19 protein-coding genes are annotated in these 24,757 nt (G+C 34.5%); 17 read left to right on the forward strand and 2 right to left on the reverse strand.

The genetic code is table 11. From position 1 onward, the window contains the following. Nucleotides 1-70 precede the first annotated feature (70 nt). The gene (locus tag C3729_RS02055) at nucleotides 71-2,056 is read left to right on the forward strand and encodes a urocanate hydratase (protein ID WP_104792607.1); all 1,986 of its coding nucleotides are present in this window, start codon (nucleotides 71-73) and stop codon (nucleotides 2,054-2,056) included. A gap of 382 nt (nucleotides 2,057-2,438) precedes the next feature. Beyond that, nucleotides 2,439-4,829: a TonB-dependent receptor gene (locus tag C3729_RS02060; RefSeq protein ID WP_104792608.1), complete on the forward strand. Its 2,391-nt coding sequence runs from the start codon at nucleotides 2,439-2,441 to the stop codon at nucleotides 4,827-4,829. A 37-nt stretch (nucleotides 4,830-4,866) separates the two neighbouring features. Here the strand turns inward: C3729_RS02060 and C3729_RS02065 are convergent, their stop codons facing one another. Next, on the reverse strand, nucleotides 4,867-6,390 hold the full coding sequence (locus tag C3729_RS02065) for a S41 family peptidase (protein WP_104792609.1): 1,524 nt from the start codon (nucleotides 6,388-6,390) through the stop codon (nucleotides 4,867-4,869). A 290-nt stretch (nucleotides 6,391-6,680) separates the two neighbouring features. Between C3729_RS02065 and katG the strand changes: the two genes are divergently transcribed. From katG to C3729_RS02085, 4 genes are all read left to right on the forward strand, one after another. Beyond that, nucleotides 6,681-8,855: a catalase/peroxidase HPI gene (katG, locus tag C3729_RS02070; RefSeq protein ID WP_260204388.1), complete on the forward strand. Its 2,175-nt coding sequence runs from the start codon at nucleotides 6,681-6,683 to the stop codon at nucleotides 8,853-8,855. A 127-nt stretch (nucleotides 8,856-8,982) separates the two neighbouring features. After that, nucleotides 8,983-9,483, forward strand: coding sequence for an RNA polymerase sigma factor (locus C3729_RS02075; RefSeq protein WP_069796848.1), 501 nt, complete (start codon nucleotides 8,983-8,985; stop codon nucleotides 9,481-9,483). Further along, on the forward strand, nucleotides 9,473-10,096 hold the full coding sequence (locus tag C3729_RS02080) for a hypothetical protein (RefSeq protein ID WP_104792611.1): 624 nt from the start codon (nucleotides 9,473-9,475) through the stop codon (nucleotides 10,094-10,096). The genes C3729_RS02075 and C3729_RS02080 overlap by 11 nt, the downstream gene beginning before the upstream one ends. 1 nt (nucleotide 10,097) lies before the next feature. Continuing rightward, on the forward strand, nucleotides 10,098-10,598 hold the full coding sequence (locus tag C3729_RS02085) for a hypothetical protein (RefSeq protein WP_104792612.1): 501 nt from the start codon (nucleotides 10,098-10,100) through the stop codon (nucleotides 10,596-10,598). 63 nt (nucleotides 10,599-10,661) lie between these two features. On the opposite strand, the gene C3729_RS02090 is transcribed toward C3729_RS02085, so the two are convergent. Continuing rightward, nucleotides 10,662-12,881 carry an NADP-dependent isocitrate dehydrogenase gene (locus C3729_RS02090; protein WP_104792613.1) on the reverse strand — a complete coding sequence of 740 codons (2,220 nt, stop codon included), beginning with the start codon at nucleotides 12,879-12,881 and terminating at the stop codon, nucleotides 10,662-10,664. A 147-nt stretch (nucleotides 12,882-13,028) separates the two neighbouring features. Between C3729_RS02090 and tpx the strand changes: the two genes are divergently transcribed. The 11 genes from tpx to C3729_RS02145 all read left to right on the forward strand — a co-directional run bounded on the left by tpx (nucleotide 13,029) and on the right by C3729_RS02145 (nucleotide 24,725). Next, the gene (gene tpx, locus C3729_RS02095; protein WP_104792614.1) at nucleotides 13,029-13,526 is read left to right on the forward strand and encodes a thiol peroxidase; all 498 of its coding nucleotides are present in this window, start codon (nucleotides 13,029-13,031) and stop codon (nucleotides 13,524-13,526) included. Between the two features lie 61 nt (nucleotides 13,527-13,587). Beyond that, nucleotides 13,588-14,004, forward strand: a complete 417-nt coding sequence (locus C3729_RS02100) for an SRPBCC domain-containing protein (protein WP_104792615.1) — start codon at nucleotides 13,588-13,590, stop codon at nucleotides 14,002-14,004. Between the two features lie 58 nt (nucleotides 14,005-14,062). After that, complete coding sequence (locus C3729_RS02105; RefSeq protein WP_104792616.1) at nucleotides 14,063-14,704, forward strand: J domain-containing protein; 642 nt, start codon at nucleotides 14,063-14,065, stop codon at nucleotides 14,702-14,704. A gap of 90 nt (nucleotides 14,705-14,794) precedes the next feature. Further along, nucleotides 14,795-17,653, forward strand: a complete 2,859-nt coding sequence (gene gcvP, locus C3729_RS02110; protein WP_104792617.1) for an aminomethyl-transferring glycine dehydrogenase — start codon at nucleotides 14,795-14,797, stop codon at nucleotides 17,651-17,653. A 256-nt stretch (nucleotides 17,654-17,909) separates the two neighbouring features. Continuing rightward, nucleotides 17,910-18,485: an N-acetyltransferase gene (locus tag C3729_RS02115; protein WP_104792618.1), complete on the forward strand. Its 576-nt coding sequence runs from the start codon at nucleotides 17,910-17,912 to the stop codon at nucleotides 18,483-18,485. A 5-nt stretch (nucleotides 18,486-18,490) separates the two neighbouring features. Continuing rightward, nucleotides 18,491-19,687: an argininosuccinate synthase gene (gene argG / locus C3729_RS02120; RefSeq protein WP_104792619.1), complete on the forward strand. Its 1,197-nt coding sequence runs from the start codon at nucleotides 18,491-18,493 to the stop codon at nucleotides 19,685-19,687. Then, complete coding sequence (argC, locus tag C3729_RS02125) at nucleotides 19,680-20,639, forward strand: N-acetyl-gamma-glutamyl-phosphate reductase (RefSeq protein WP_104792620.1); 960 nt, start codon at nucleotides 19,680-19,682, stop codon at nucleotides 20,637-20,639. Before argG ends, argC begins: the two co-directional genes overlap by 8 nt. A gap of 111 nt (nucleotides 20,640-20,750) precedes the next feature. Continuing rightward, on the forward strand, nucleotides 20,751-21,887 hold the full coding sequence (locus tag C3729_RS02130; protein ID WP_104792621.1) for an aspartate aminotransferase family protein: 1,137 nt from the start codon (nucleotides 20,751-20,753) through the stop codon (nucleotides 21,885-21,887). 3 nt (nucleotides 21,888-21,890) lie between these two features. Then, the gene (locus C3729_RS02135) at nucleotides 21,891-22,832 is read left to right on the forward strand and encodes an acetylornithine carbamoyltransferase (RefSeq protein WP_104792622.1); all 942 of its coding nucleotides are present in this window, start codon (nucleotides 21,891-21,893) and stop codon (nucleotides 22,830-22,832) included. Between the two features lie 32 nt (nucleotides 22,833-22,864). After that, nucleotides 22,865-23,665, forward strand: a complete 801-nt coding sequence (gene argB / locus C3729_RS02140; RefSeq protein WP_104792623.1) for an acetylglutamate kinase — start codon at nucleotides 22,865-22,867, stop codon at nucleotides 23,663-23,665. Then, nucleotides 23,643-24,725: a M20 family metallo-hydrolase gene (locus tag C3729_RS02145; RefSeq protein ID WP_104792624.1), complete on the forward strand. Its 1,083-nt coding sequence runs from the start codon at nucleotides 23,643-23,645 to the stop codon at nucleotides 24,723-24,725. The genes argB and C3729_RS02145 overlap by 23 nt, the downstream gene beginning before the upstream one ends. Nucleotides 24,726-24,757 lie beyond the last annotated feature (32 nt).

Below are 24,757 nucleotides of genomic sequence, written 5' to 3' on the forward strand. Positions count from 1 at the left end.
AATATCTTTAAGAACTTATATTTTTAGAATAATTACATCTAAAATTTATAATTAAAAATCTAAATTAAAAATGACTTTTCAACAACTGATACAACAAGGAATTCCAACAGAACTTCCTCAAACAAAACCATACGAACCTCAAATTAATCACGCTCCGAAACGGAAAGAAATTCTGAATGAAGAAGAGAAGAAATTAGCGCTAAAGAATGCTTTACGTTATTTTGAACCGAAGTTTCATGCAGAATTGTTGCCAGAATTTCGTGAAGAGTTAGAGAAATATGGCAGGATTTACATGTATCGTTTTCGTCCAGATTACGAAATGTATGCAAGACCAATTTCAGAATATCCGGGGAATTCTTTACAGGCGAAATCTATCATGCTCATGATTCAAAATAATTTGAGTTATGCAGTTGCGCAACATCCTCATGAATTGATTACTTACGGTGGAAATGGTGCGGTTTTCCAAAATTGGGCGCAATATCTTTTGACTATGAAATATTTGTCAGAAATGACAGATGAGCAAACGTTGGTGATGTATTCTGGTCATCCAATGGGATTATTTCCAAGTCATAAAGATGCTCCAAGAGTTGTAGTTACGAATGGAATGGTGATTCCAAATTATTCTAAACCCGATGATTGGGAGAAATTTAATGCTTTGGGAGTTTCTCAGTATGGACAAATGACGGCGGGAAGTTATATGTACATTGGTCCGCAAGGAATTGTGCATGGAACTACAATTACTGTTCTGAATGCTTTTAGAAAAATTAAAAAATCACCAAAAGGTGGACTTTTTGTGACTTCTGGTTTAGGCGGAATGTCAGGAGCTCAACCAAAAGCCGGAAACATTGCAGGTTGTATCACGGTTTGTGCCGAAGTAAATCCTAAAATTACCAAAATTCGTCACGAACAAAAATGGGTTGATGAAATTCACGAAAATTTAGACGAATTGATTGCTAGAGTGAGAAAAGCACAAGAAAATGAGGAAACTGTTTCTTTGGCTTACCTCGGAAATGTGGTAGAAGTTTGGGAGAAATTTGACCAAGAAAATCTAAAAATTGATATAGGAAGCGACCAGACATCGCTTCACAATCCTTGGGCTGGAGGTTATTATCCTGTAGGAATTTCTTTTGAAGATTCCAATAAGATGATGGCGGAAAATCCAGAATTATTCAAAGAAAAAGTTCAGGGAAGTCTAAGAAGGCACGCTGCTGCAATCAACAAACACACTTCAAAAGGAACGTATTTCTTTGATTATGGAAACGCTTTTCTGCTTGAATGTTCTAGAGCTGGAGCCAATGTTTTGTCGGAAAATCCTACGTTGGGAAGAGAATTTAAATTCCCAAGTTATGTTCAAGATATAATGGGACCGATGTGTTTTGATTACGGTTTTGGGCCGTTTCGTTGGGTTTGTGCTTCCGGAAAACCTGAAGATTTACAAAAAACCGATGATATCGCTTGTGAAGTTTTAGAAGAATTGATGAAAAATTCTCCAGAAGAAATTCAGCAGCAAATGCAAGACAACATTACTTGGATTAAAGGAGCGCAAGAAAATAATTTGGTAGTCGGTTCGCAAGCCAGAATTTTGTACGCCGATGCAGAAGGAAGAATGAAAATTGCAGAAAAATTTAATCAAGCCATTAAAAATGGAGAAATTGGACCAGTAGTTTTGGGAAGAGATCATCACGATGTTTCTGGAACGGATTCACCTTACAGAGAAACGTCTAATATTTATGACGGAAGCCGTTTTACAGCAGATATGGCGATTCATAATGTTATTGGCGACAGTTTCCGTGGTGCAACTTGGGTTTCTATTCACAATGGAGGTGGAGTTGGTTGGGGAGAAGTGATTAATGGCGGTTTCGGAATGTTATTGGATGGTTCTGAAGATGCCGACCGAAGATTAAAATCAATGCTTTTTTGGGATGTAAACAACGGAATTTCCCGCAGAAGTTGGGCAAGAAATGAAGGTGCAATCTTTGCCATAAAACGCGCAATGGAAGCAGAGCCGAACTTGAAAGTGACGTTGCCGAATTTTGTGGATGAGAGTTTATTTTAAACTTAAAATGAAATTGTTTTATAAGATAAATTTCAGATTTTCAATATTTTAAACTTCCTTTTTAATAAGGGAGTTTTTTATAAATAACTATTATAGTAAAATTCTATACTAAAAATAATTAATTAGATAATTGATTTACTAATTTTGAAAAAAGAATTTTAATGCTATTAATGATTAAATAAAATTATTTTTCATCCTTAGTACTTAAGTTGTTTTTGCTCTAATGGAATTATTCATGTGATTGACAAGGTCATTCTTCCATAATTTCATAGTTTTTATAATGGTTGTTTTTAAGGGGAAATGACGCTTTCTATAAGCGTCATTTCTATTTCTTATCGTGTTTTCTAAACAAATGTTTTATTTTTGCTAAAAATATTTTTTGATGTATAAAAAATTATTTACCAGTTTATTTTTATTAGTGACCACCGTAGTTTTGGCACAAGTAGGAAGTGTTACGATCTCGGTTTTTGATGAATTTTCTAAAAAACCACTTTCGGCTACAGTTTCTATTCAAGGTGGTAAAGATGAAATTTTCATTGGGAACGGAAGTGTTTTAATTCCTGAAATTCCTACAGGAAACTATAATTTCAAAATTTCAGCAGAAGGTTATGATGATGGCTTTCTGAATGATATCAACGTAGTTCCTAATCAGAATCTTACTTTCTCTATCGGTTTGAATAAAGTCGCTACTCAGATTAAAGAAGTAACGATTACCAAAAAAGTATACAAAACCACAGCAGAATCCCCAATTTCCCTTAGAAATATTACAAGTGAAGAAGTGCAAAAAAATGCAGGTTCTAACCGTGATGTTTCCAAAGCAATTCTAAGTTTCCCAGGAGTGGGAAGTACAGCAACTTTCAGAAATGACCTTTTTATCCGTGGAGGAAGTTCCGCAGAAAATAAATTTTATATCGATGGAATAGAAGTTCCCGTGATTAATCACTTTCAAACGCAAGGAGCAAGTGGTGGACCAAGAGGAATTATCACCGTAGATTTCATTAAAGATGTAGATTTTTATAGCGGTGCTTTTCCTGCAAAGAGAAATGGCGTTTTGTCTTCGCTTTTTGAATTTAATTTAAAACAAGCCAGAAAAGATAAACTAGGTTACAAAGCGATTGTTGGTCTTGATGATTTACAATTGATGATGGATGGACCGATGAGCAAAGACCAATCATGGAGCGGATTATTTTCTGTGAGAAAATCTAATCTTCAGTTGCTTTTTAAAGGAATTGGTTTGCCTTTTTTGCCAAGTTATTATGATGCAACCTTTAAAGTGTCTAAAAAATATAAATCTGGTGACGAATTGTATTTCATAGGTTTAGGAGCAAAAGACCAATTTGAATATAATTTTGATGCTAAAAAAACACTTAATAATCTTACTTTGATAGACAGATTGCCGAATTCGCCACAGTGGAATTATACTTTTGGAGCTGGTTACAGACATTTGGTGGAAAACGGAAACTGGTTATTTACTTTGAGCCGAAATATGCTCGATAATCAAGCGATTAAATATTACAGAAATATTGAAACTCCAGATAATTTATTGTACAATTATCAGTCTAGAGAAGCCGAAAATAAATTGAGAATTGATAGAAATTTCAGTTGGAATGATTATCAATTCAGTGCGGGAACGAATATTAATTTCGCAAAGTATACCAATGATTCTACCGTGAAACAAGTCAATCAAAATTCGGTAGATTTTGATGTGATAAACTCTGAATTAAACCTTGTTCAGTACGGATTGTATCTACAAACGGCGAAGAAATTTTTCGAAAATAAAGTGCAAGTTTCTCTTGGTGCGAGATTAGATGCAAGCAATTATTCTGATTTAACCAATAATCCTTTAGAGCAATTTTCTCCAAGATTTTCATTAAATTATAAATTTGCAGAAAATTGGGCGTTTAATTTCAATACAGGAATTTTCTATCAACTTCCAGCTTACACAAGTTTAGGTCTGAAACTGAATGATGCTTTGGTGAATGAAAATTCTTTGAAATACATCAGAAATGCACATTTAGTGGGTGGTTTAGAATTTAATGGAAAAGACAATTTAAGAATTACCGTAGAAGGTTACTATAAAAAATATAAAAACTATCCTTTCTCACTCAGAAACCAAATTTCTCTAGCGAATTTAGGTGGAGGTTTCGGAGTGGTAGGAAACGAACCTGTGGATTCTAGAGGTTTCGGAGAAACGTATGGTTTTGAAGTTTTAGCTCAAAAAAGAACTTTGAACAATTTCTACGGAATTGTAGCCTATACTTTTGGGAATTCTAAATTTTCTAATGCAGCTGGTGATTTATTGCCTTCTAGTTGGGATTCTAGACACATTCTTTCTTTAACTACAGGAAAATATTTCAATAGAAATTGGAATGTAGGCGCAAGATTTAGATTGCAATCTGGTTTGCCGGAAACGCCTTATGATTTAAACAGAAGTGCTTTGGTTAATATTTGGAACATTGCCAATGGTCCAGTTTCTAATTTTGCACAATTAAATACTTTGAGAGGAAACGTAGCGCATCAATTAGACATAAGAGCTGAGAAAAAATGGATTTTCAGCAAATGGCAATTCACATTTTATATGGATGTAGTGAATGTATATGGTTCTAAAAATGCCAGCAATTTGCCAGTGGTAAATCTGCAAAGAGATGCTTCTGATAACGGAATTATTGCCAATCCTAATGCTCCACAAGATCAACAGTATTATTTGTTAGATGTAGGAGAGTCTGACAGAAATATGCCACTTCCTTATTTCGGATTTATATTTGAATTTTAAAAACTCAAACCTTCAAGGTTTTTAAAACCTTGAAGGTTTATTTTCCTTTGATTTCTTTTAGAATCCATTCTAATTCTACATCATTTCGTTCCAGAATTTGTTGAAAAGTAGGTTTTATTTCTACATCTGGAGTTACACCTTTCATGGTATGAGTGAATTCTATATTGGGCTGAACCAAAAACAATCCAATCGGCAATTTTAGTTTGGAATTTGGCAGTTTTTGAGTGCTATAAATTCCAGCAACTGTTCCATCATTGGCGCCACCCGTTTCTTCTCCAATAATCATGGCGCGCTTGTCGTTTTTTAATTTTGCAGAAATTATAGAAGATGCAGAAAAACTGCTTCCGTTGATGAGTACATAAATTTCCCCTTCGAAAGCATCTTTTTTAGGCTTTTTCGGGGTGAAAATGTTCTGAGATTTTAAATAATATTTGTCATTTTTATGACGAACTATCAATAAACTGGTTAATTTAGATGGCAAATATCCCACAGCTGCAATCGGTTTCAGATAATTTGGAAAGTGCGAGAAGTAATCAGCTTGAGTAATGGAAGTTCTATTAGCTAACTCTAAATCATTGATGAATCTGAACTTCTCTTTTGCTAAATAGCTGTATAAATTCGTAATTTCGGCAAGAGAACCGCCCAAATTATCTCTGATGTCTAAGATGAGGTACTTAGATTTTGCCTTTTTGATTTCTCGAAAAGTTTCTCTGTAAAATTTTTGAGAATAAGACCCTGAAAATGTTTTGATTTTAATGTACGCTACACTGCTGTCTTTTTCTAAAAATTTCAAATTTCTATTGAAACTTTTGGTCACAGGATTGTAGTCTTTGGTTTTCTTTTCTTCTGTTGGTTTTTTATCGGTTTTTTCCTTCTTTTTATCTTCTTTTGATTTTTTTTCTCGGGTAACGAGTTTTTGGTCAAGGGTATTTTCGGATTTTAAATCTATTTTCACACTATCCATAATTCCATATTCTATAGTGAAAAAACTAGGAAATCTTCTCGCCATCGAATATTTTTGATAGGTGGTGTTATAACCATCACTGGTGATAAGTGGTTTGTATTTTTTAAGCAGTTTTTCGGTTTCTAAATTGTTAATGGCAGTAATTTCTGAACCGTTTTTGATATTGGCAACTTTTTCAGGGTTGTCTTTTACATAGAGTTTGTCGTTTTCTACATAATAAGATAATCTTCCCAGAAGTCCTTTTTGTTCTTTGAGTTTTTTAATTTCCTTCTTGGTGAGTTTTTTTTCTGGCGGAACCACTCTTAAATGACCTTGTCTCACTTCTGAGATAACCGGTGCGAGTTTAAAATAAAATTCTAATGGCTTTAATGGTTGTTGAATCGTGTTTTTAAGACTGTCAAATTTGCCATCTAATTTCTCTTTGGGAATATAAGTATATAGAGTAGGGTGAAGTTTCTGAAGTTTTAGATAGGCGTAGTCTATATCTTGTTTTAGCTTTTCGCTTGAAATGGGCTTTTCAAGTCTTTCATTGTACTTTTTTACTGAAATACAAGAATTTAGAGTGAAAATAAAGAGGATGAATGCAATTTTTTTCATAAATTTATTTGTTCAAAAATAAGATTTTTTAATAGGATTATCAATAGTTATAATTTATTGAAATTTTATTTTTGATTGTCAGAATCTATAACTCGAATTTTTTTAATGAATTGAAATTATACTTTACATGACAAATTAACTTTTAATTTTGATAAAAAATAATCAATATGAGTACATCAGAGCAAGGGAAATGTCCATTTCCACATCATGAATTACCAAAAGAAAACAACCCTCATCAAGGAGAAACTATTCACAGTAAAAACGAAGAAAACCCAATTCCAGTGGCAGGTATGTCATTAGGAAATTCAGGGAAATGCCCTGTAATGCATGGCGCAAATACAGGCAGTGACCAATCAGTAATGAGTTGGTGGCCTAAAGCTTTAAATCTTGATATTCTTCATCAGCATGACAAGAAAACCAATCCTCTAGGAGAAGAATTTAATTATGCAGAAGAATTTAAAAAATTAGATTTAGAAGCCGTAAAAACAGATTTAAAAAATTTAATGACCGAAAGCCAAGATTGGTGGCCTGCAGATTGGGGACATTATGGCGGTTTAATGATTAGAATGGCTTGGCATTCTGCTGGAACGTATAGAGTTGCAGACGGAAGAGGTGGAGCGAATACAGGAAATCAACGTTTTGCACCGCTTAATTCTTGGCCTGATAATGCTAACTTAGATAAGGCGAGAAGATTGCTTTGGCCAATCAAAAGAAAATACGGAAACAAACTTTCTTGGGCAGACCTTATGATTCTAGCAGGAAACATGGCTTATGAATCTATGGGACTTAAAACCTTTGGATTTGCAGGAGGTAGAGAAGATATTTGGCACCCAGAAAAAGATATTTATTGGGGAAGCGAAAAAGAATGGTTAGCGCCAACAGGTAGCGAAGGAAGCCGTTATTCTGGAGAAAGAGATTTAGAAAATCCTTTAGCTGCAGTAATGATGGGATTAATTTATGTAAATCCAGAAGGAGTAGATGGTAATCCAGATCCATTGAAAACTGCTAGAGATATGCGTATTACCTTCAAGAGAATGGCAATGAATGACGAGGAGACTGTAGCACTTACTGCAGGTGGTCACACTGTAGGAAAAGCTCACGGAAATGGTGATGCTTCTACATTAGGACCAGATCCAGAAGAAGGAGGAGTAGAAAATCAAGGTTTTGGATGGATGAATCCTAAAGGTGCAGCCGGTAATACGGTAACTTCTGGTATTGAAGGAGCTTGGACTACTCATCCTACAAGATTTGACAATGAATATTTTGAATTATTGTTAAAATATGATTGGCAATTAACTAAGAGTCCAGCTGGAGCTTGGCAATATGAACCAGTAAACATTGCTGAGGAAGATAAACCACTAGATGCGCATAATCCTAATGTTCGTAGAAATCCTATGATGACAGATGCAGATATGGCGCTAAAAGTAGACCCAGAATACAGAAAAATTTCTGAAAAATTCCACCAAGATCCAGCATATTTCCAAGAAGTATTTGCAAGAGCTTGGTTTAAATTAACCCACAGAGATTTAGGTCCTAAATCTAGATACTTAGGAGCAGATGTTCCTGCTGAAGATTTAATTTGGCAAGACCCAATTCCTACAGTAGATTACACGCTTTCTGATGCTGAAATCGAAGATTTAAAAACTAAACTTCTAAATTCTGGATTAACCAGAACAGAACTCATCAATACAGCTTGGGATTCTGCGAGAACTTTCCGTGGTTCTGATTTCAGAGGTGGAGCAAATGGTGCTAGAATTAGACTAGAGCCTATGAAAAACTGGGAAGGAAACGAACCTGCAAGATTAGAAAAAGTCTTAAATAAACTTACAGAAATTCAGTCAACTTTAGATAAAAAAGTAAGCATCGCAGATTTAATCGTTCTAGGAGGAAGTGCAGCAGTAGAACAAGCAGCTAAAGATGCAGGTTTTGATGTAAAAGTTCCTTTTGCAGCAGGAAGAGGAGATGCTACACAAGAACAAACAGATGTAGAATCTTTCGAGGAGCTAGAACCATTACACGATGCATACAGAAACTGGTTGAAAAAAGACTACGTGGTTACTCCAGAAGAATTGATGCTAGATAAAACTCAATTACTAGGTCTTACAGCTCCAGAAATGACGGTGTTAATTGGCGGTATGAGAGTTTTAGGAACCAATTACGGAGGAACTCAGCATGGTGTATTTACCGATAAAGTAGGAGTTTTGACTAATGATTTCTTTGTAAATCTTACAGACATGAACTTCAAATGGGAGCCAGTTGCAGAAAATCTATACAATATTGTAGATAGAAAATCTGGCGCTACTAAATTCACTGCAACAAGAGTAGATTTAGTGTTTGGCTCTAATTCTATCTTAAGATCTTATGCAGAAGTATATGCGCAAGATGACAACAAAGAGAAATTTGTAAATGATTTCATCAAAGTTTGGACGAAGGTGATGAATGCAGATAGATTTGATTTGAAATAAATTTTTTTGTTTTTTATTACTATTTAAACGGGCAATATTGCCCGTTTTTTTATTTTAGTACATTGGTAGAAATTTTTTTTGTAACATTTTTACAACTTCTTTACTAACTCCATAGAAACGCTAATTAATGAAAACTTTAGAATCAGAATTTTTAGAAAAAATAGAAAGTCATAAAGGAATGATTTTCAAAATTTCTAAAATGTACGTAGATGGAAAGGAAGATAGAGAAGATTTGTTTCAAGAAATCATTTATCAACTTTGGAAATCTTACCAAAACTTCGAAGGCAAAAGTCAGTTTTCTACATGGTTATACAGAGTAAGTATCAATACAGCACTTACTTTTCTTAACAAAGAAAAAAAGAAAACCGATAATGCTTCTTTAACCGAAAACATAGACGTACAAGACGAAAATTCTGACGAAAAAGAAACACAATTAGAATTTTTTTATAAAGCAGTTCATGAACTCAATCCTGTAGAAAAAGCGCTGATTTTTTTATTTCTCGAAGGCCAAAGTCATAAAGAAATCGCCACCAATCTAGGGATTACAGAAGTTAACGCACGTGTAAAACTCAACCGAACCAAAGAAAAATTACAACAAATTATTAAAAATTACGGCTATGAATTTTGATAAATTACAAGAACAATGGAACCAAGAAAACAACGAAGTTTCGTTACCCCAAAATCTAGATAAAATAAAAGAAGCACATAATCCTATTGACAAAGTGCGAAGAAATATGAAATTCGACCTTATTTCTCAGGCGGTTTTAACGGTATTAATTGGTTTTGTACCTTATGCGAAAAGAAACGAATGGGATTTTCAGAGTATTTCTATTTTTGCGTTGTTTTACGTGTTGATGTTAGGTTTCATGCTTTATTACACCTTGAAATTTTACAGATTTTACAAGCAAAGCTACAATTTGTCTTATGATAGCAGAAAAAATCTGATGTGGTTTGCTTATGAATTAAGACTTTTCATAGAACTCTACAGAGCGCTTACTTTTATCATGATGTTTCTGGGTATGGCTTTAGGATTGTATTTTGGGATGCATTTCAACACTACTGGTCAAGATATTTTCCATTTGAAAGATGCAGATTTTCTGAAATTATTTGGAGTTTTATTCTTCATGGTAGCTTTCTTGCTTGCATTGGTGGTTCTTTTTATGGAATTTGTCATCAATCATTATTACGGAAAATATTACAAGAAAATTAAAAATATTCTTAACCAATTAGACGAAGAATAGCATGAAAACCTACACCGCAACATCACAAAATTCTAGAAATTTTATTCTAGAAAACCAAAATCAAGAAATTTTAGGTGAATTAATCTATCCAAAATGGTATTCTACCAAAGCAGAAATTCATATAGGTTCAAAAATTTTTAAAACTGATACTAAAGGTTTTTGGACAACTTCTGTAGAAGTTGCCGAATATGAAAGGGTTTTACTGAAATTTAAAATGGATTGGAAAGGAAATATTATCATGACCAGTTTACAGGATGGCGAAAAACATTTCATCATCAAAAAAGAAAAATGGTACAGCAATATTTTGGTAATGAAAGATGAAAACGAAAAAGTGTACTTTCATCTGAAAAGAAATTTTAAATGGAAAGATTTTAAATTCCACTATGAAATTGCTTTAGAAGAAGACTTAGATGCCATTACTTTGCTCAGTATTATTCATGTAGTCAATTATTTTAGTTCAGATGATGATGGAAGCGCAGCAACTACAGCGGCAACTGTATAAAATAAAAACCTCCCAAAAATTTCGGGAGGTTTTTTTATGGATTAAAATCTAAATTTTAGAATTTTATAAAGAATCTACAATTGCATTTAATGTAGCAGAAGCTCTCATAGCTGCATAAGTTTTCGTAGAATCTGGTTGATAATAACCACCAATGTCTTGAGATTTTCCTTGCGCTCCAATCAATTCTTCATTGATTTTTGCTTCGTTTTCTAGCATTGATTGAGCAATTGGAGCAAAAGTAGCCGCTAATTCAGCATCTGCAGTTTGGTTTGCCAAAGCTTCAGCCCAATACATAGCCAGGTAGAAGTGAGAACCTCTGTTGTCAATTCCGCCCACTTTTCTTGCAGGAGATTTATCTGTTGCTAAGAATTTAGCATTCGCTTCATCAAGAGCATCCGCTAAAACTTGAGCTTTAGGATTGTTTTGAGTCTGAGAAAGGTGCTCTAAACTCGCTTGTAAAGCTAAGAATTCACCTAGAGAATCCCATCTTAGATAACCTTCTTCTAAGAATTGTTGAATGTGTTTTGGTGCAGAACCACCAGCTCCCGTTTCAAATAAACCACCACCGTTCATCAATGGAACGATAGAAAGCATTTTAGCAGAAGTTCCAAGCTCTAAAATTGGGAACATGTCGGTTAAATAATCTCTTAAAACGTTTCCAGAAACCGAAATCGTGTCTTTGCCTTCTCTACCTCTTTTTAAAGTTTCGAGCATGGCATCTTTTACATCCATAATTCTGATGTCAAGACCTGTTAAATCGTAATTTTGAAGATATTTTTCTACTTTTTTGATGATTTGTGCATCGTGAGCTCTTCCTTTGTCTAACCAGAAAATAGCTGGAGTGTTAGAAAGTCTCGCTCTATTTACCGCTAGTTTTACCCAATCTTGGATGGGAGCATCTTTGGTTTGGCACATTCTGAAAATATCACCATTCTGAACGTTTTGTTCTAAAAGGGTAGTTCCGTTTTCGTCTTCAATTTTTACCGTTCCTTCTCCAGAAATCTGGAACGTTTTATCGTGAGAACCGTATTCTTCAGCTTTTTGAGCCATTAAACCTACGTTTGGAACCGTTCCGAAAGTAGTAGGGTCTATTGCGCCGTTTTGTTTCATTTCTTCTACTATTGCATCATAGAAACCAGCGTAAGTTCTGTCTGGGATAATGCAAACGGTATCTTCTTCTTTTCCTTCTTTATTCCACATTTTACCGCCACCTCTTACTAAAGCTGCCATAGAAGCATCTACGATAACGTCTGAAGAAACATGGAAATTGGTAATTCCTTTATCAGAATTTACCATCGCAATTCTTGGTCCATTTTCAATTGTTTTTTCGATGTCTGCTTTAATTTCAGCTTCTTGAGCATGACCAGCAATTTTTTCGAAAAGGGTAGCTAAACCAAAGTTAGGATTAATGTCTAATTCATTGAAAGTTGCGGCATATTTCTCAAAAACATCTGCAAAATAAGTTTCAACAACCGCTCCGAAGATAATTGGGTCAGAAACCTTCATCATCGTAGCTTTCAAGTGAGCAGAAAGCAATACATTTTTTTCTTTAGCTTCGTTGATGGCGTCTTTTACAAAAGATTTTAGTGCAGAAATATTCATCACAGAAGAATCGATTACTTCACCAGCTTTTAAAGGAGCAAAATCTTTCAAAACTTTAGATGAACCATCATTTCCGTAGAATACAATTCTGTATTTGCATTCGTTTTCTACAGTGGTAGAGTTTTCAGTACCGTAGAAATCTCCATTATTCATGTGAGCAACAGAAGTTTTAGAATCTGCAGTCCAAGCTCCCATTCTGTGAGGGTTTGTTTTTGCGTAATTTTTAACTGCTTTAGGCGCTCTTCTGTCTGAGTTTCCTTCTCTAAGAACAGGATTTACAGCACTTCCTAAAACTTTAGCATATTTTTTATTGATAGCAGTTTCTTCTTCGGTTTTTGGTTCTGCAGGATAGTTAGGCACTGCATAACCGTGTTTTTGTAATTCTGCAATCGCTTCTTCTAATTGCGGAACAGAAGCAGAAATATTGGGTAATTTAATGATGTTAGCTTCTGGTTTAGTCGCTAATTCTCCTAATTCTGCAAGTGCGTCTGCAGTTTTTTGTTCTTCTGTTAAATATTCTGGGAAATTTGCCAAAATTCTTCCAGCCAAAGAAATGTCTCTAGATTCTACATTAATTCCAGCAGTAGAAGCATATTTTTGAATGATTGGTAATAATGAGTGAGTTGCCAACATTGGCGCTTCATCTGTATACGTATAGATGATTGTTGAATTGTTAGACATTATATTTCTGAGTTTTTAATTGTTTAAAATTAAGAAGTTAGCAAATTTAGTGATTTTTATAGAAAATATGAAATACATGTATTTATAATTCCTTTTATTTATTATGGGTAAAAACTATATCTTTGACAAAGTATAAAAAATAAAAAAATGGCAAATATTACATTACAAGGAAACGAAATTCACACTTCAGGAAATTTACCAGAACTAGGAACTGTAGCACAAGATTTTACATTGGTTGCAGAAGATTTATCAGAAAAAACATTGTCTGATTTTGCTGGTAAAAAAGTAGTACTTAATATTTTCCCGAGTATCGATACAGGAGTTTGCGCAGCTTCTGCTAGAAAATTTAACGAAGAAGCATCTGCTTTAGATAATACAGTTGTGGTAAATGTTTCTAAAGATTTACCATTCGCTTTAGGTAGATTTTGTGCTTCAGAAGGACTTGAAAATGTAATGAATCTTTCTGACTACAGAGGAAACTTTGGCGAGACTTATGGTTTAACGATTGCTGACTCTCCGCTTAAAGGTTTGTTAAGTAGAGCAGTGGTAGTTTTAGACGAAAACGGAACTGTAAAATATACTGAGCAAGTTCCAGAAATAGCTCAAGAGCCTAATTATGCAGCAGCTTTAGAAGCTGTAAAATGAATTTAAATTTTTTGTGTAAGCGCACTTTTTAGTGCGCTTTTTTAATTTAAATGAATAAAATATGGAACCACTTATTGTAAATGTCACCATCAATGCGCCAATAGAAAAGGTTTGGGCGTTTTTTACCGAAGCAGAACATATTGTAAATTGGAATTTTGCACACGAAAGTTGGCACTGTCCGAAAGCCGAAAACAACTTAGAAATTGGTGGCGAATTTTTCTATACCATGGCTGCTAAAGACAAGTCGGCAAGTTTTGTTTTTCATGGAACGTATACGGAAATCATTCCGCTTCATAAAATTGAATATCATATAGAAGATGGTAGAAAAGTAGAGGTGTTTTTTCATAAAATAGATGAAAATACTACTGAAGTTTTCGAACGCTTCGAGCCAGAAATGATTAATGCTTTGGAAATGCAAGAACAAGGATGGCAAAGCATTCTCAATCAATTTAAAAATTATACAGAAGGAAACTCTTAGCGGTTTCCTTTTTCATAAAAACTTATTTTTCTATTTTTGCTCCTCAATCATCAATCCATTGAAAGACTACTACTATTTTCTAGGAATAAAACCGAATGCTTCTTCTGAAGACATTAAAAAAGCGTATCGTAAACTTTCGTTGAAATATCACCCTGATAAAAACGAAAATGATGAGTTTTTTACAGAGCGTTTCAGAGAAATAAAAGAAGCGTATGAAACTTTGATGGATGAAGAATCTAGAAAAGTTTACGACCAGCGATTTGGGAGTTTTCAAAGAAGTCAAAAATCAATGCTTCCTCCAAAAATTAAAAACTTTCACGCCGATAAAATCCGAGCACAAAAAGGCGACGAAATTACCATTCATTGGCAAACTTATGATGCAGATCTGGTAAAAATCACACCTTTTGGTTTAGAAAAGTCTCAAGGCGATAGAAAATTTAGAATCAAGGAGTTTGATAAAGAAGGTAAGTTTCAGATTATTTTGCATGCTACCAATACTTTATTGCATAAAACAGTAGTTCAGGGAATTACCATCATCGAAGTTTCTGGGGAAATAAAAACTTCTATAAAAGAGGATGTTCCTGCTCAAAATTCTACAACTGCACCGCAAAACAAGGAAGAGGTTAACGCTCGTTTTTATTATAAGTTATTGGCTATTATTCTTTTAGCAATAGCTCTGTACTTGGTTTTTCGTCAATAGTTTTTATAGACAAATAGAATTTTACCATTCATAAAAAAATCCTTATTTTTACGAAACTTACAAAAAGTAAAAATAATACCTAAAATTTTTATGAACACACAGCAATTTGTGAACCGTCACATCAACTTCAATGAAGCTGATAAGAACGCTATGTTACAAAAAATTGGCGTTTCTTCTGTAGAAGAATTAATTTCTCAAACTATTCCAGATGCAATCCGATTAGAAAATGAATTAGATATTTCTGCTCCTTTATCTGAGTACGAAATGCTTCAGCATTCTAAAGAGTTGGCTGCTAAAAATCTAGATTATGATACTTACATTGGTTTTGGTTATCATAACAGTATTTTGCCAAGTGTTATCCAGAGAAATATTTTAGAAAATCCTAGTTGGTACACCGCTTATACACCTTATCAAGCAGAAATTGCACAAGGTAGATTAGAAGCGTTATTGAATTACCAAACATTAATTACCAATCTTACTGGTTTTCATTTAGCGAATGCTTCTCTATTAGATGAGGGAACTGCAGCTTCTGAAGCCATGAGTATGTTCTTTTCAAACAGAACGAAAGACCAGAAAAAAGCAGAAGCCAATAAGTTTTTTGTTTCTGATTTGGTTTTACCTCAAACTATTGCAGTTCTTAAAACCAAAGCTGATGGTTTAGGAATAGAAATCGTATTAGGAAATCATGAAAATTTTGAGCTTAATGCAGAATTTTTCGGAGCTATTTTACAATATCCAGGTAAAAACGGAGTTGTGATTGATTATACTCAGTTAATTTCAAATTATAAGGCGTTAAATCTTCAAGTAGTAGTGGCTTGTGATCCGCTTGCTTTAGTGAAATTAAAATCGCCGGCAGAAATGGGGGCTGATTGTGCAGTGGGAACTACGCAGAGATTTGGTATTCCATTAGGTTATGGTGGTCCTCACGCTGCGTTTTTTGCTTGTAAAGAAGAATATAAACGTGATATTCCGGGAAGAATAATTGGGGTAACTCAAGATGCTTACGGAAAACGTGCTTTGAGAATGGCTTTGCAGACAAGAGAGCAACATATTAAACGTGAAAAAGCGACTTCTAATATTTGTACAGCTCAAGTTTTATTGGCGGTAATGGCTTCTATGTATGCTGTTTATCACGGTAAAGCTGGTTTAGAATATATTGCAGACCAAATTCATTTTAAAACTAATGCTTTGAGAGATGCGCTTTCGGTTTTAGGATATGATACGGTGAAAGAGCCAGTTTTTGATACGGTTAAAATCAGCATGTCTGAAGAGGAAAAAGATAAGTTAAAGAGATTAATGCTAGATCATAAAATCAATTTAAATTATTTTACTGAAGGTTTTGTAAGTATTTCTATCAATGAAACTACAACTACCGAAAAGATTGATAAAGTAGTGGCTGCTTTTGCACAATTCAAGCAAAAACAAGGTTTCAAATTAGAACCAAAAGCCGTTTCTACACTTCCAGAAAATTTATTGAGAAAAGACGAAATCTTAAAAGAAGAAGTTTTTAATAAATATCATACAGAGACAGAATTGATGCGTTACATTAAGCGTCTCGAAAGAAAAGATTTATCACTCACGCATTCTATGATTTCTCTAGGTTCTTGTACCATGAAACTGAATGCAGCTACAGAAATGATTCCACTTTCTTGGGAACATTGGGGCGCAATTCATCCTTTTGTACCAGTTAATCAAGCAGAAGGTTATCAGAAATTAATCAAAACTTTAGAAAAAGATTTGGCTACGATTACTGGTTTTGCGGCAACTTCACTTCAACCAAATTCTGGAGCTCAAGGTGAATATGCTGGTTTAATGGTGATTAGAGCATATCAAAAATCTATCGGTCAAGGTCATAGAAATATTTGTTTAATTCCCCAATCTGCTCACGGAACCAATCCTGCTTCTGCGGTGATTGCTGGTCTTAAAGTAGTGGTGGTGAAAAATCTAGAAGACGGACAAATAGATTTCGAAGATTTAAAAGCTAAAGTGGAAGAGTATAAAGATAATTTATCTGCTTTCATGATTACGTATCCATCTACTTATGGTTTCTTTGATGATAACGTAAAAGAAATTACAGACTTAATCCACGAAAATGGTGGTCAAGTTTACATGGATGGTGCAAACATGAATGCTCAAGTTGGCTTCACTTCGCCAGGAAATATCGGTGCAGATGTTTGTCACTTAAATCTTCACAAAACTTTTGCAATTCCTCATGGTGGAGGTGGGCCAGGAGTTGGGCCAATTTGTGTGGCAAAACATTTAGTACCTTTCTTGCCTCAAAATCCTAATATTCCAACAGGTGGAAGTCAAGGAATAGATGCTATTTCTTCTGCACCTTATGGTTCTTCGTTGGTTCTTAATATTTCTTATGCATATATTAAAATGCTTGGAGCGGTTGGATTGAGAAATTCTACAGAATTTGCAATCATTAATGCAAATTATTTAAAAGAAGTTTTAGGAGAGCATTTCCCAATTTTATATGCAAATAAAAAAGGTAGAGTAGCTCACGAATGTATTGTGGATTTCCGTCAATTTAAACCACTAGGAATTGAGGTGGCAGATGTTGCAAAACGTTTGATGGATTATGGTTTCCATGCTCCTACCGTTTCTTTTCCAGTTGCTGGTACGTTAATGATTGAGCCTACAGAATCTGAATCTAAAGCTGAATTAGACAGATTTGCTGAAGCTTTAATTGCTATCAAAGCAGAAATTGAAGAAATTGCAGAAGGAAAAGCTGATGCTCATAATAATGTATTGAAAAATGCTCCGCATACAGAACAAGTAGTGATTTCGGATGCTTGGGACAAGCCCTATTCTCGTGAAAAAGCAGCTTATCCGCTAGAATGGGTGAGAGAACATAAGTTCTTCGCTTCTGTGTCTAGAGTAGATGAAGCTTTCGGAGATAGAAATTTGGTTTGTACGTGTGAGCCAATAGAAAGCTACATGTAAGATAAACGTAAATTTTACAGAAATTTTAAATCGCTAAATTCATTTTTAGCGATTTTTTTTGTTTCTAGATGGTCTTGTTTTGTAAAATCTTAATAATCAATGGTTTTATATTAAAGTGTTAACGCTTAAACAAATAAAAAATGTCAAATAATATTAATTTAACAATAAATTATCTTTTTATTAACTAAAAATAAAGATAAAAAATCTTTTAATTGAACTTTATTTGTATATTTGCACTCTAAAACTATTTATTTAAATGGAATTTATCATTAGAAAAACAACCACTGATGATTTTTGTTTTGCAGACGAGATTGTAAAAGAAATGGAAGAGTCTGCCAAAATTAGAGGAACGGGTATCGCCAAAAGATCTCCAGAATATATTAAGGAGAAGATGGAAAAATGCGATGCTGTTATCGCAATCACGCACAATGGAATTTGGGCAGGATTCTGCTATATCGAAACATGGACCAATGGTGACTATGCTTCTAATTCGGGATTGATTGTTTCGCCAAGGTATAGAAATATTGGTTTAGCAAGTAGAATTAAAGAATCTGTGTTTAATGTGACCAGAGAAAAATATCCAAACGCTAAATTATTCGGGATTACCACAGGTTTAGCGGTAATGAAAATTAATTCAAGGTTGGGTTATCATCCAGTTCCTTTTTCGGAACTTACTCAAGATGATCAGTTTTGGGATGGTTGCCAAAGTTGTGTCAATTATTCTATTTTACAAAGCAAAGGCAGAAAAAATTGTCTCTGCACAGGAATGTTATTCGTTCCACCAAAAGAAAAAAATAAAAGAGATTTAAGTTACTATATGCAAAATTATTAATAGAGATGAAAAAAGTTGTTTTAGCATTTAGCGGAGGTTTAGATACATCTTTTTGCTCAGTTTATTTGCAGCAAGATTTAGGCTACGAAGTTCATGCAGTTACGGTAAATACAGGTGGTTTTAATGAAGAGGAAGTCAAAAAATTAGAGCAAAAAGCAATTTTGCTAGGTGCTAAAACTTTTGCGTGTCTAGATGTAGTGAAAGAATATTATGATTCTTGCATTCAGTATCTGGTCTTTGGAAATGTTCTCAAAAATAATACCTATCCGCTTTCTGTAAGTGCAGAACGTACCATTCAGGCAAAATCTTTGGCAGAATATGCGCTAAAAATCGGTGCAACAGCAATCGCTCACGGAAGTACAGGTGCTGGAAATGATCAGGTTCGTTTTGATGGAATTTTCAATATCGTTTGTCCACAGATGGAAATCATCACGCCAATTCGTGATTTGAAACTTTCTCGCGAGGCGGAAATAGAGTATTTGACGAACAAAGGATTTTCAGGAGATTATACTAAGTCAGTGTATTCTATCAATCAAGGACTTTGGGGAACTTCGGTTGGCGGAAAAGAAACGCTTACTTCTCATAGCAATTTGCCAGAAGAAGCCTATCCTTCTCAATTAAAGAAGCAAAATCCTGAAAAATTGACTTTGGAGTTTGAAAAAGGACATTTAATTAAAATTAATGACCAAAAATTTTCTCATCCTTCCGAAGCGATTGTAAAACTCAACGAAATTGCTTCAGAATTTGCCATCGGTAGAGATACTCACGTTGGTGATACGATTATTGGGATAAAAGGCAGAGTAGGTTTCGAAGCTGCGGGTGCAATTTTAACTTTAAAGGCTCATCATTTGCTGGAAAAACACGTGCTTTCTAAATATCAATTGATGATTAAATCTCAAATGGCAGATTGGTACGGAACGTGGCTTCACGAAGCTCTTTTCTTAGACCCTGTGATGAGAGATATTGAAAAATTAATGGAAAATTCTCAGCAAAAAGTTACAGGTAAAGTGTTTGTCACGCTTCTTCCTTATCGTTTTGAACTGAACGGAATTGAGTCTAAATATGATTTAATGACTTCTAAATTCGGAAGTTATGGTGAAATGAATAAATCTTGGAGCGGCGAAGACGTGAAAGGTTTTTCTAAAATTTACACCAATTATCTATCGATTTATCATCAAGTAAACGCTGAAAATAATGATTAAAGCAGGAATTATTGGTGGAACAGGTTACACAGGTGGCGAACTGATTCGTTTGTTGCTTAATCACCCAAATGCAGAACTTTCGTTTGTGACGAGCTATTCTAATGTGGGCAAAAAAGTAACCGATTTACACCAAGATTTAATCGGAGAAATCGATTTAGAATTTATTGATAATTCTACCGATGCAGATGTTCTTTTTCTGGCTTTACCTCATAAAGAAAGTAAAATTTGGCTCGAAAATAATAACGTAGGAAAAGCTGTTGTCATCGATTTAGGGAATGATTTTAGGGTTGGAGAAACCTATCAAGGAAATTCTTTCGTTTATGGACTTCCAGAATTGAATTCGGCTCAATTGAAAGGCGCAAAACTCATTGCCAATCCTGGCTGTTTCGCTACTGCAATTCAGTTGGGCATTATCCCGATTCTTCAAGCTCAGGAAGTTTCAGAAATTTATACTACAGGAATTACTGGCGCAACTGGCGCTGGAAAATCACTTTCTGAAACCACGCATTTCAGTTGGAGACAAAATAATATTTCTGCGTATAAAACTTTAACGCATCAACATTTAGGCGAAATTAATTTTCAACTAAAAGAGTTGAGCAAAGTGCCATTTTCGGTACACTTTGTTCCTTGGAGAGGCGATTTTGCAAGAGGAATTTTTGTGAGTTCTACATTTAAAACTTCACTTTCTTTAGAAGAATTATTTGAACTCTATGAAAATTTCTACGAAGGACAAATGTTCACTACGGTTTCCAGAAAAGAAATCAATCTGAAACAAGTAGTCAATACCAATAGGTGCTTGATTAATATTGAAAAAAATGGAGATTTTGCAGTAGTACATTCTGCAATTGATAATCTCTTGAAAGGCGCTTCAGGACAAGCTATTCACAATATGAATATATCATTCGGGTTTCCCGAAAACGCAGGTTTGAAACTCAAATCTATCGCTTTTTAGCAATAAAAAGTAAAAATGAAAGGTACTTTGTCAAAGCTCTTATAATTTAAAATTAATCTTTGACAAAGTTTTTGAAAATCGTAAATCAAACATCGTAAATCATAAATAAAAATGAAACTTTTTGATGTATATCCTTTAATAGACGTAACTCCAGCAAAAGCCGAGGGAAGCTATTTTTGGGACGAAAACGGAACAGAGTATCTAGATTTATATGGCGGTCACGCCGTGATTTCAATAGGACATTCTCACCCAACTTATGTAAAATACATTACGGAACAACTCAATAATATCGGTTTTTATTCCAATTATGTGAAAATTCCGATTCAAAATCAAGTCGCTGAACAACTGACCAAGTTGTCTGGTTATGACGATTATACACTTTTCCTTTGCAATTCTGGTGCTGAAGCCAATGAAAATGCCATAAAATTGGCTTCTTTCCACACCGGAAAAAAGAAAATTATTTATTTTTCTGGTGCTTTCCACGGAAGAACTGCGGCAGCTGTTGCTTGTACAGACAATCCGAAAATTGTAGCACCAGTCAATCAATCCGAAAATTTTATCAAGCTTCCCTTCAATGATTTGGAAGCTTTAGAAAATGAATTCAAAACCAATTCAGATATTGCTGGAGTGATTGTAGAAGGAATTCAAGGAGTTGGTGGTGTTCAAATTCCAACTACCGAATTTTTACAGAAAATTCAACAGTTGTGTAATGAAAATAATGCAGTTTTCATCGCAGACGAAATTCAATCTGGTTTCGGAAGAAGCGGTAAATTTTTCGCTCATCAACACGCTGGTGTAACTCCTGATATTATTTCGATGGCAAAAGGAATGGGAAATGGTTTTCCTGTTGCGGGAATTTTAATTTCGCCTAAATTCCATGCTTCTTACGGTTTGCTTGGAACTACTTTTGGAGGCAATTTCTTGGCTTGCGCTGCTACAAAAGCGGTTTTAGATGTTATTGAAGAAGAAAATCTATTGCAAAATGCTCAAGAAGTGGGAGATTACTTGGTTTCTTTGCTTCAAAATCAAAAAAAAATTAAAGAAATTCGTTATCAAGGTTTGATGATTGGGATAGATTTGGCTTTTCCTTGCAACGAAGTAAGAAATAGATTGGTTAAAGAATACAAAATGTTGACAGGTAATGCTTCTACACCAAATACTTTGAGAGTTTTACCTGCTCTGAATGTGAAAAAAGAAGACGTGAAAAAAATCGCAGATGCTTTAATCCAAATTTTAAACGAATATTAAAAAATGAAACAGTTTTTATCCATCTCAGACGTAGAAAATCTTGAAAATCTCGTTCAAGATGCTTTAGAATACAAGAAAAATCCTTTGAAGGACGAGAATTTAGCTAAAGGGAAAACTTTGGGCTTAATTTTTATGAATTCTAGCCTCAGAACAAGGATGAGTACTCAAAAAGCGGCTGAAAATCTAGGTTTTAAAGTGATGACTTTCAATGCTGGACAAGATTTTTGGGCTTGGGAAACTGAAGATGGAGCAGTGATGAATGGCACTACTGTAGAACATATTAAAGATGCGGCTACGGTTATCGGACAGTATTGCGATGTAGTGGCAATCAGATGTTTTGCAGATTTAAAAAATAAAAAATCAGACACCGAAGAAAAGATTTTAACGCTTTTCCAAAAGTATCTCAATAAACCATTGATTTCTATGGAAGCGGCTACCAGGCATCCTTTGCAAAGTTTGGCAGACACCATTACCATTAAAGAACAATGGAAGGAAACCAGAAAACCTAAAGTAGTTTTAACGTGGGGACCTCACATTAAGCCAATTCCACACGCTGTTGCCAATTCTTTTGCGGAATGGATGAATGCACAAGATGTAGAATTTGTGATTACGCATCCTGAAGGTTTAGATTTAGACCCAGCATTTGTTGGCGATGCTCAAGTGACTAATAATCAAGAAGAAGCGTTGAAAGATGCTGATTTTGTGTATATTAAAAATTGGAGTTCATTTAATGATTACGGAAAAGTTGCAGAAGGTTATGATGATTGGATGCTGACTGAAGAAAAAATGAAAATTACGAATAACGGAAGACCGATGCATTGTTTACCAGTTCGTAGAAATGTTGAGGTTAGTGATGAGGTTTTGGATTCTGAACAATCATTGATTTTTGAACAATCATACAACAGATTGTTCGCTGCACAAGCAGTTTTGAAAAATATACTTTAAAATTTAAGCACTCAACCGCAAAAAATTTATTGATGAAACAAGAACTATACATCATCAAAATTGGTGGAAACGTGATAGATCATCCAGAAAAGTTAGAAGCTTTTTTGAAGGATTTTTCTGAAATTCAAAAACCTAAAATTTTGGTTCACGGTGGTGGGAAATTAGCCACCAAACTAGCCGAAAAATTAGAAATTCCACAGGAGTTTTTTGAAGGCAGAAGAATCACTAATCAGGAGACCAGAGATGTTGCAGTGATGGTTTATGCAGGTTTAATCAATAAAAATATTGTGGCTACTTTGCAAAAAAATGGTTTGAATTCCATCGGTTTTTCTGGAGCTGATGCCAATATAATTCCAGCGCACAAAAGACCTGTGAAAAAGGTAGATTTTGGTTGGGTAGGAGATGTAGAAACTGATAAAATAAATGCCATTTTTTTAGAAAAAGTAATTTCTGAAAATATTTGTCCGGTTTTTTGTGCCATTACACATGATGGAAACGGTAATTTGCTTAATACCAATGCAGATACCATTGCCTCGAGTTTAGCAGTAGCTTTATCAGCACATTTTGAAGTAAATTTGGCTTATTGTTTTGAGAAAAATGGAGTTTTAGAGAATGTAGAAGATGAAAATTCAGTCATTCCTAAAATAACACCCGAAACTTATATTCAACTCAAAGAAAAAAATATTGTGAATGACGGAATGATTCCGAAAATCGATAATGCTTTTGAAGCGATAGAAAAAGGAGTAAAATCAGTATTTATTGTAAAAGAAACTTTTTTGAAGAAACTAATTAACGAAAACGATAGAACGAGTGGAACAGAAATCACCCAATAATTTTTTAGAACTTGGCGATAATGCTGTAGAATTGCTCAAAAAGCTAATCTCTATCCCTTCTTTCAGTAAAGAAGAAGATAAAACGGCTGATTTAATCGAGGAATATCTTCAGGGAAAAGGGGTGAAAACTCATCGTCAAGAAAACAATGTTTGGGCTTTCAATCAAAATTTTTCTCCTGAAAAACCAACCATTCTTCTCAATTCTCATCACGATACGGTAAAACCTAATTCTGGCTACACTTTAGATCCTTTTACGCCAGTCGTTAAAGACGGTAAATTATATGGTTTGGGTAGTAATGATGCTGGTGGAGCATTGGTTTCATTGATGGCAACTTTTCTTTATTTTTATAATGCAGATGATTTAAAATACAATATCGTTTACGCAGCAACTGCAGAAGAAGAAAACTCTGGTTTAGATGGAGTTGAATCGGTACTTCCACATTTTGGAAACTTAGAATTTGCGATTGTGGGTGAGCCTACAGAAATGCAGATGGCGATTGCTGAAAAAGGCTTAATGGTGGTAGATTGCGAAGCTTCGGGAACTTCTTCTCACGCAGCGCATCCTAATGATGATAACGCCATTTACAACGCAATTAAGGATATAGAATGGATAAAAAATTATCAGTTTCCCAAAAAATCTGATGCTTTGGGTGACGTGAAAATGACGGTAAGTGTTATCAATGCGGGAAAATTGCACAATATGGTTCCCAATACTTGCAGTTTTACCATAGATGTAAGGACTACAGACCAATACACCAATCGTGAAGTTTTAGAAATTATTCAACAAAATATAAAAAGTAAGGCTGTAGCAAGAGGATTTAGATTGAATTCTTCCTCTATTTCTGTGGAGCATCCTATTGTGAAAGCAGGTTTAGAATTGGGCAGGACTACTTATGGTTCGCCTACCACTTCAGATCAAGCTGTAATTCCTTATCCATCACTTAAAATGGGACCAGGTTTGTCGGCGCGTTCGCACAGCAGTGACGAGTTTATTTATGTAGATGAAATTTATGAAGGCATAAAAATTTACATTCAATTATTATCAAAAATTGTATTTTAAAATAATTTGGGCAGCTTTTTCCGCCTTCCGCT

It is taken from the genome of Cloacibacterium normanense, from assembly GCF_002943105.1.
Classification (GTDB): Bacteria; Bacteroidota; Bacteroidia; order Flavobacteriales; family Weeksellaceae; genus Cloacibacterium.